The following is a 7389-nucleotide window of genomic DNA, read 5'->3' on the forward strand; positions in this document are numbered from 1 at the left end:
GGTACCCGCCCTTTCTCTGTGTGCGGTTCCCTGTGTGCGGTTCTCTGTGTGCGGCTACTTGACGGCGAGCACCAGGGAGTCGCAGGGCGAGGCCCAGACGGCGCGGGCCTCGGCGAAGCCGGCGGCGCGCAGGGTGCGGGCGTGCCACTCGACGGAGGGGGTGTCGCCGTCGGCGTGCTCGCCGTAGATCTCGAAGCGGCGGGCGGTGGGGGCGGCGAGGACCGGGTCCTGGGCGGCCAGCGCCCACCAGTCGGCCCAGTCGAGCGCTCCGGCGCCCCTGGCCCGGTCCATTCCCGCGTGGCGGTGGGCGCGCTCGGCGGCGTTGATGCGAGGGGTCGTGTCGTCCTTCATGTGGTCGGCGTTCATGAAGACGCCGCCGTCGGCGACGAGCCCGGCGACCTGCCCGTAGAGGGTGGCGAGCGGCTCGCTGTGCAGCCAGTGCAGGGCGGTGGCGGTGAGGACGGCGTCGTACGAGCCGTGCGGCAGGGCCGCGGTCCAGGCGGGGTCCTTGAGGTCGGCGGTCACGAAGGTGACGCGCTCGTCGCCCGCGAAGTACCCCTCGGCGATGGTCAGCAGGGCGGGATCGAGATCCACGCCGACGCTCACGGCTTTCGGGAACCGCTTGAGCAGCCGGTCCGTGATACTTCCCGTACCGCACGCGAGGTCCAGGACCCTCGGCTCGGGGCCGACGACGGCCTCGACCATGTCCAGCATCACCCGGAAGCGCTCCTCGCGATCGGGCATGTACCACTCCTGCTGACGGTCCCAGCTCTCCTGCCAGGCCTGCCAGTCGGTGCCGGTCGCCGTCTCCGTCATGGGAATCCCTCCGCTTCGTAATACCCTCGAACTACAGGCATCTGTTACCTCATCCATCGCCGACACTAGACTTCATCCGTAAGGACCACAAGTGGAACTGGCCTATTACTCGGACTACGCCGTACGCCTCGTGAACACCGAGGAGCCGGCTCGCAACAAGGACACGCTCACGTCGGTCGAGGCGGTCCGCGAGCTCTTCGGCCCGTCCTCCCAGGCCGCCCGCCGCGCCGCGGACGCGGACGTCACCCGGTTCCGTTCGGTACGGGCCAGGCTCCGCGCGGTCTTCACCGCGGCGGACTCCGGCGACCAGACCCAGGCCGTCGACCTGCTCAATTCACTGCTGCTCGAGTTCCCGGTCAGCCCGCAGATCTCGGGCCACGACTACCTCGACGACGAGGGCCGGCCGCGCTGGCACATGCACCTCGCCGACCACCCGTCCAACGCGACCGCCGGATACGCGGCGATCGCCGCGATGGGACTCGCCTTCCACCTCACCGAGTTCGGCGTCGACCGGCTCGGCCTGTGCCAGGCCGCGCCCTGCCGCAACGCCTACCTCGACACCTCCACCAACCGCTCGCGCCGCTACTGCTCCGACCGCTGCGCCACCCGCGCCAACGTCGCCGCCTACCGCGCCCGCAAACGTCTGGAGAACGAGCGGTCCGACAGCACGGGCGACACCGCGGACGTCACCCAGCCCAGCACCTCGCGCACCGACCGCTGAGCGAGGGGGCGCGGCCGGTACCGGGCCCGCACCCGCCCCAGCACCAGCTCCCCGGGCACGGTGCCGAACACCCGGCTGTCCCCCTCCGCGTACGGGTTGTCCCCCAGCACCCACCAGCCGCCATCGCGCCGCTCAGCCAGCCGCTTCACGATCAGCAGGTTCTGCTGCAGCGGATGCCGCATCACGGCCACGTCCCCCGCCCGCAGTACGGCCCCGTACTGCACCAGGAGCCGATCCCCGTGCGCCAGCGTCGGATACATGGAAGGCCCGGTCACCTCCGCGATTCCGAAGGACACTCTCGGCTCCCTCACCTGCTCCGTCATCGGCCACCTCCCGGTCCCACGGTATGTTCCGCCACCGGTCCCATCCTCGCCCTGGACTTTTGTCCTAAGCCCAAGGGGGCACTCGCGAAAACACGTCTCTCACGGAGTAATGTCCCACCTGAGAAGACGATCACGAGGAAGGACAGCTCAATGCTCTCCCGCCTGTTTGCCCCCAAGGTGAAGGTCAGCGCCCACTGCGACCTCCCCTGCGGCGTGTACGACCCGGCCCAGGCCCGCATCGAGGCCGAGTCGGTCAAGGCCGTCCAGGAGAAGATGGCCGCAAACGACGACCCGCACTTCCAGGCCCGCGCCACGGTCATCAAGGAGCAGCGCGCGGAGCTCGCCAAGCACCACGTGTCGGTGCTGTGGAGCGACTACTTCAAGCCCCCGCACTTCGAGAAGTACCCGCAGCTGCACGAGCTGGTCAACGAGACCCTGAAGGCGCTGTCTGCCGCGAAGGCGTCGAAGGACCCGAAGACGGGCGAGAAGGCGCTGGAGCTCATCGCCGAGATCGACCGCATCTTCTGGGAGACCAAGAAGGCCTGATCTTCGATCATGCCGCTTGACCTGCGATTTCTTTGGTCGCCTGGTCTTCCTGTCCGCACCCGGTCCGCAGGCCGCCGAGAACGGCGTCCATGACGGTCCGGGTGCGGTCTTCTTCCCCCTGCCACAAGTGGGCGTAGATCCGCAGCGAGATGACTGCGAACACGTGGCCGAGGACCAACTGGACCTGCTTGACGCTCACGCCGCCGGCGATGAGCGCGGAGACGTAGAAGTGCCGCAGGTCGTGGGTCACCACGTGCGGCAGCTCGACGGGCTTGCGGCCCTCGCACTCGGCGGCCTCGTTCTCGGCCGCCTGGAGCGCCCTGCGGGCGCCGTTCCACTCGGTCTTCCAGCGGCGGTAGTTGAGAGGCTCGCCCCCTCCATCGTGAACATCGTGAACAACCACTCCTTCGAGGGCCGCGCCGCGAGGTGCATAAGGAGGGCGTCGGTCACGACCTCACCGACCGGCACCGTGCGCCGGGACTTGGCGGTCTTCGGCGGGCCGGTCTTCCCCGGCTGGAGCCGCTGCCGCTCGACACGGATGGTGCCGGCCTTGAACTCACGGTGTGCACACGAGGATGCCGCCAAGGCAGGTGATCTCGTACGCCCCGTGGCGGGCGATGTGGCCCGCGACGAGAGCGCGGGCCCGGTCGATGGTCGCGTCGAAGGGCACGTCGTGCTGGTCGGCCCAGGCTCGGTACGAGGCCATGTGGGCGATGACGGGCTCGGGGCCGCGGACGGTGACAGTGCCGGGCAGCTCGATGGTCTCGACGCGGCCGAACTCCTCGTTGAGAAAGGCCGGGGCCTTCTCCAGGGAGAAGCGGGCGCTGAGCGAGATCCGGGCCGGGCCTCGGCCGACGCCGAGGACATCGCCGGCGGCCCGCTGCCACAGTTCGTCGAGCTCGGTCTTGTCGCGGTCGCTGTTGGTGGAGACGATCACCAGCCCGTCGCGGGTCACGACGCGGGCCAGTTCCCTGACCGCCAGGGCGACGTCGGGCACGTGGTAGAGCATGTGAAGCGCCAGGGCCGCGTCGACGCTCCCCTCGGCCAGCGGCAGCTGCGTGGCGTCCGCCACGGCGACCGGCCCGGGGACGCCGGCGAGGATGCCGGGGGCGATGTCGAGGCCGAGCAGGGCCAGATCCGGGCGGTCCCGACGGAGCCGTTGGATGAACTTGCCGTTGCCGCAGCCGATGTCGACGACACGACCGCGCACGTGTCTCATTTGCTCAGCGACAAGACCCGGCAGGTCGTACCGGGGTGTCTGCCACTGGTAGAGCGACTGCCGGGCGGCAAGATCCCGGTCTCCGTTGTACGCGCTGCCCGCCAGGCGGGTTCGGTCGGTGACTGCGGCGTCGTGTGCGCCGGACAGGTCGGTCACGTCGGCAACTCCGGAGGGTCGGCGGCGGGCAGGGACGCTTGGACGGCCGTGTGCTGGAGTCGTTCGCACAGGTGCGCCGCCTGCGCGGCTCCACCGTACTGCGGTCCTCCCAACTCCCGCCCCAGAGCGGTGAGCCGGCGCACGATACTGGCCGACATGCGCTCCGGCGGAGAACCGAGGACGAAGCCGAGCATCTCCTCAGTGCCGTCCAGGTCGCCCATGAGCAGGTGTCCACGGGCGAGGTCGACGTGCGCGGCGAACAGGTCACCCACCGACTGGTCATCACCCTCCGCGCTGCGATAGAGGCAGATGGCCATGTCGGCGCCGGCAATGGCCTGCTGAACGCGTTGCTTCCCACCCACAGCCAGGAGGGTCGTCCCGGCGTAGGCGAACTGCTTGGCGACCGGGAAGTCGAAGACCCCCGGCACCTCGTCCCGGCCGGAAATCACCTCACGGAACACGTCGCTGTCCGGGCGGGCGTGGCTAGCCTTGGTGACTCGCTGACGAGGGGAGAACAAGTCGTGATCAAGGCCGTGCGAGGGATCGTGCTTCCGGAGCGGGAAGAGCGGACGTACGTCATCGACGGCGGCCGTCTCCGCTGCGACGTCCCGCCCTCCGGCGCCGAACTCGTCGTCGACGGCGGCTTCCTGCTGCCCGGGCTTGTCGACGTACACACGCATCCCGGTGCGGAGGCGACCGACTCGCCCTTCGACGACTCCGTGCTGCGCAAGCATCTGCTGCAGCACCGGGACGCCGGTGTGCTGCTGGTGCGCACGCCCGGGACCGCGGCGCGGATGCCGGCGTGGGTGGACGGCGACGGGGAGCTGCCGCGGGTGCGGTCGGCGGGGCGGTGGCTGGCGACGCCGGGGCGGTTCTTCCCCGGGTTCGGGCGCGACGTCCGTGAGGACGAACTGCCGGTCGCGGCAGTGGAGGAGGCCACGGCGTCGTCCGGCTGGTGCAAGGTCATCGGCGACTGGCGGTGGGACGAGCCGGCCGTACCGCTCGACATCCTCACCGCGGCCGTGGCGGCCGTGCACGCCTCCGGCGGCAAGGTCGCGGTGCACTGCCAGACCGCCGAGGGCGCGCGCAACGCCGTGCTCGCCGGGGCCGACAGCCTGGAGCACGGCATGCATCTCGATCCGGGCCTGCTCGACCGGATGGCCGTGCAGGGCACGGCTTTTGTGCCCACGCTCGGTGTCTTCGGTTCGAAGGCCGACGCGTGGTACGCGCAGGAGCGCAGCGCCCGCGTCGACAACCTGATCACCGGCTGGGAGGGCCTCCTCGCGAACGTCCGCTCCGCGCACGAGGCCGGGGTCACCGTCCTCGCCGGCACCGACAGTTTCCCGTGCGGGACGGTCGCCGCGGAGGCGGCCTGGCTGGCCCGCGCAGGCATGCCGGCCGAGGCGGCGCTGGGTGCGGCCTCGTGGGCGGCCCGCAGCTGGCTGGGCCTGCCGGGTCTGACCGACGGTGCGCCGGCCGATCTCGTCGCGTACGACTCCGACCCGGCTCTGAACCCCGACGTGCTGGGCCGTCCGTCCCGGATCATCCTCCGTGGCCGGGTGGTGCGCTGACACCCCGTCGGCCGGGCTCGGGGCGGCCGGGGTTCATGCCGCCGGTGTGTGCAGCAGCGGGCTCTTGTTGCGCAGCAGCCACTGCCGGTAGGGCGCGGCGCGCAGCGCGGCCTCCCGGTACGCCGCCGCCAGATCCGCGTAGATCCGGTCGTACGTCTCCGCTCCCGCGCCGGGTCCGAGCCCGAGTCCGAATCGGGATCCGGCTCCAGGTCCGAGTCCGGCTCCAGGTCCGAGTCCGGCTCCAGGTCCGAGTCCGAGTCCGGGTCCGGGACGCCAGTACAGCAGGAGCCGTACCGCCAGCGGATCGTCCCGCAGCGGACGTATCGCCATGTCCTCGCGCGTTCCCGACGTCGGCTGGCAGGGCGCGACCGCCTCGCCGACCACGATCAGGGACGCGGCGGTGTGGTAGTCCGCGTGCAGCACCGGCGGGTCGATGCCGGCGGCGCCGAGCACCCGGCGCAGACCGTCCCACTCCCCGTCGACCGTCGGGTCGACCATCCACCGGTCTCCGGCCAGATCGGCGAGATCGACGACGGGCGCCGCGGCGGCCGGGTGATCGCGGGCCATCGAGATGAACTGCGGTTCCCGCTCGACGAGTACGCGCCGCTCCAGCCCTTCGGGTACGAGCAGCGGGCAGCCCTCCACCTCGTGGACGAACGCCACGTCGAGCTGACCGGCGGCGACCATCCGCAGCAGCGCGTTCGCCGAGACGTCCATGTGGAGGGAGAGGTCCGTGCCGTCGGGCAGCCGCCGGCGCAGCCGCCGCAGCCAGCCGGCGAGGGCGCGGCTCGCGGTGGAGCCGATCCGCAGGCACCGCCCGTCCGCGCGCGCGACGGCCGCCTTGGTCTCCGTGATCAGCGCGGACATCTCGGCGACGAGAGGGCGCGCCCTGCTCAGTACGGAACGGCCGAGCGGGGTGGGCCGGCAGCCGGTGCGTTCCCGCGAGAACAGCTCAGCGCCGAGGGCGTTCTCTATCCGTTGCAGCTGGGTCGTCAAGGAGGGCTGGCTCATTCCCAACTGCCGGGCGGCCTTGTGCAGACTGCCCGCGTCGGCGATCGCGCACAGCGCGCGCAGGTGCCTCACCTCCAGCTCCATGCTTCGAGCGTAGGACGGTACCTTGTGTCACACCAGACACCCGCGTCGCAGTAATTTCCTTGGATTCAGAGGTAGTTGGGGCTGGTCATTGGCGTGATGCTGTTGCGTTATCGGCAGTTGGCATCATCCGCGGCGGGGATGGGCTCCCCGAAACTCTCCTCTACCGAACCCCACTCGGACGAGGAGAACCCCCCATGAGACACCCCGAGCGACGCCCCAAGGCGTTACTCTCCGCCGCCCTCGGTCTGGGCCTCGCCGCCGCACTGACCGCCGCCGTCCCCGCCGCCGCGAGCACCGCTGTCCCCGCCACCGCCACCGCCACCGCCACCGCGAGCACTGCCGTCCCCACCGGCAAGGCAGCGTCGGCCGTCGCGTACGCCGGTTCGGCGGAGGACGCCAAGGCGACCAAGGCGTTCTTCGACGCCGTCATGAAGTCGGTCGCCGAGAAGCGCGCCAAAAACCCGGGCGTCCGGGCCGTCACCGTCGTCTACAGCGCGAGCAACGCACCGAGCTTCCGCTCGCAGATATCCAGCAGCACGCAGATATGGAACAGCTCCGTCTCCAATGTGCGGCTGCAGGAGGGCAGCAACCCCGACTTCCGGTACTACGAGGGCAACGACTCGCGTGGCTCGTACGCCAGCACCGACGGGCACGGCCGCGGCTACATCTTCCTCGACTACCGGCAGAACCAGCAGTACAACTCCACACGCGTCACCGCCCACGAGACCGGCCATGTGCTCGGCCTCCCCGACCACTACTCCGGCCCCTGCAGCGAACTGATGTCGGGCGGCGGCCCCGGCACGTCCTGCCAGAACGCCTACCCCAACGCGGCCGAGCGCTCGCGCGTCAACCAGCTCTGGGCGAACGGCCTCGCCGCCGCACTCGCCAAGGTTTCCTGACCGCACGCCCCCCACGGCGCCCCGTGCCCGGGTACTCGTACCC

General features: G+C 70.8%; 9 protein-coding genes and 1 pseudogene. 4 read left to right on the plus strand and 6 right to left on the minus strand.

Annotation, left to right across the window (positions count from 1 at the left end; genetic code table 11):
* Positions 1–54: 54 nt before the first annotated feature.
* Positions 55–816 (minus strand): class I SAM-dependent methyltransferase, encoded by a 762-nt coding sequence (locus ACWGI8_RS35440; protein WP_453667345.1) that lies wholly within the window; start codon positions 814–816, stop codon positions 55–57.
* Between the two features lie 91 nt (positions 817–907).
* On the opposite strand from ACWGI8_RS35440, the gene ACWGI8_RS35445 reads away from it, so the two are divergent.
* A complete protein-coding gene (locus ACWGI8_RS35445; RefSeq protein WP_453667347.1) occupies positions 908–1537 on the plus strand; it encodes a CGNR zinc finger domain-containing protein in 630 nt (209 codons plus the stop codon).
* Here the strand turns inward: ACWGI8_RS35445 and sodX are convergent.
* The gene (sodX, locus tag ACWGI8_RS35450) at positions 1441–1860 is read right to left on the minus strand and encodes a nickel-type superoxide dismutase maturation protease (protein WP_453667349.1); all 420 of its coding nucleotides are present in this window, start codon (positions 1858–1860) and stop codon (positions 1441–1443) included. The genes ACWGI8_RS35445 and sodX overlap by 97 nt on opposite strands.
* Before the next feature lie 150 nt (positions 1861–2010).
* Here sodX and sodN point away from each other — a divergent pair, with 150 nt between their 5' ends.
* The gene (sodN, locus tag ACWGI8_RS35455) at positions 2011–2406 is read left to right on the plus strand and encodes a superoxide dismutase, Ni (RefSeq protein WP_385420911.1); all 396 of its coding nucleotides are present in this window, start codon (positions 2011–2013) and stop codon (positions 2404–2406) included.
* Between the two features lie 7 nt (positions 2407–2413).
* On the opposite strand, the pseudogene ACWGI8_RS35460 reads toward sodN, so the two are convergent.
* The 3 genes and pseudogenes from ACWGI8_RS35460 to ACWGI8_RS35470 all read right to left on the minus strand — a co-directional run.
* Positions 2414–2964 (minus strand): annotated as a pseudogene (locus ACWGI8_RS35460) (tyrosine-type recombinase/integrase); the annotation flags it as partial.
* Entirely contained in the window at positions 2963–3781 is an 819-nt protein-coding gene (locus ACWGI8_RS35465; protein ID WP_453667350.1) for a class I SAM-dependent methyltransferase, read from the minus strand. The gene ACWGI8_RS35465 and the pseudogene ACWGI8_RS35460, both read right to left, overlap by 2 nt.
* Positions 3778–4299, minus strand: coding sequence for a hypothetical protein (locus tag ACWGI8_RS35470; RefSeq protein ID WP_453667352.1), 522 nt, complete (start codon positions 4297–4299; stop codon positions 3778–3780). Before ACWGI8_RS35470 ends, ACWGI8_RS35465 begins: the two co-directional genes overlap by 4 nt.
* A gap of 3 nt (positions 4300–4302) precedes the next feature.
* On the opposite strand from ACWGI8_RS35470, the gene ACWGI8_RS35475 reads away from it, so the two are divergent.
* The gene (locus ACWGI8_RS35475; RefSeq protein WP_453667354.1) at positions 4303–5352 is read left to right on the plus strand and encodes an amidohydrolase family protein; all 1050 of its coding nucleotides are present in this window, start codon (positions 4303–4305) and stop codon (positions 5350–5352) included.
* 33 nt (positions 5353–5385) lie between these two features.
* Here the strand turns inward: ACWGI8_RS35475 and ACWGI8_RS35480 are convergent, their stop codons facing one another.
* The gene (locus tag ACWGI8_RS35480; RefSeq protein WP_453667356.1) at positions 5386–6447 is read right to left on the minus strand and encodes a LysR family transcriptional regulator; all 1062 of its coding nucleotides are present in this window, start codon (positions 6445–6447) and stop codon (positions 5386–5388) included.
* 194 nt (positions 6448–6641) lie between these two features.
* Here ACWGI8_RS35480 and snpA point away from each other — a divergent pair, with 194 nt between their 5' ends.
* On the plus strand, positions 6642–7346 hold the full coding sequence (gene snpA / locus ACWGI8_RS35485) for a snapalysin (protein ID WP_453667358.1): 705 nt from the start codon (positions 6642–6644) through the stop codon (positions 7344–7346).
* Positions 7347–7389: the final 43 nt, after the last annotated feature.

It is taken from the genome of Streptomyces sp. NPDC054841 (assembly GCF_053611045.1).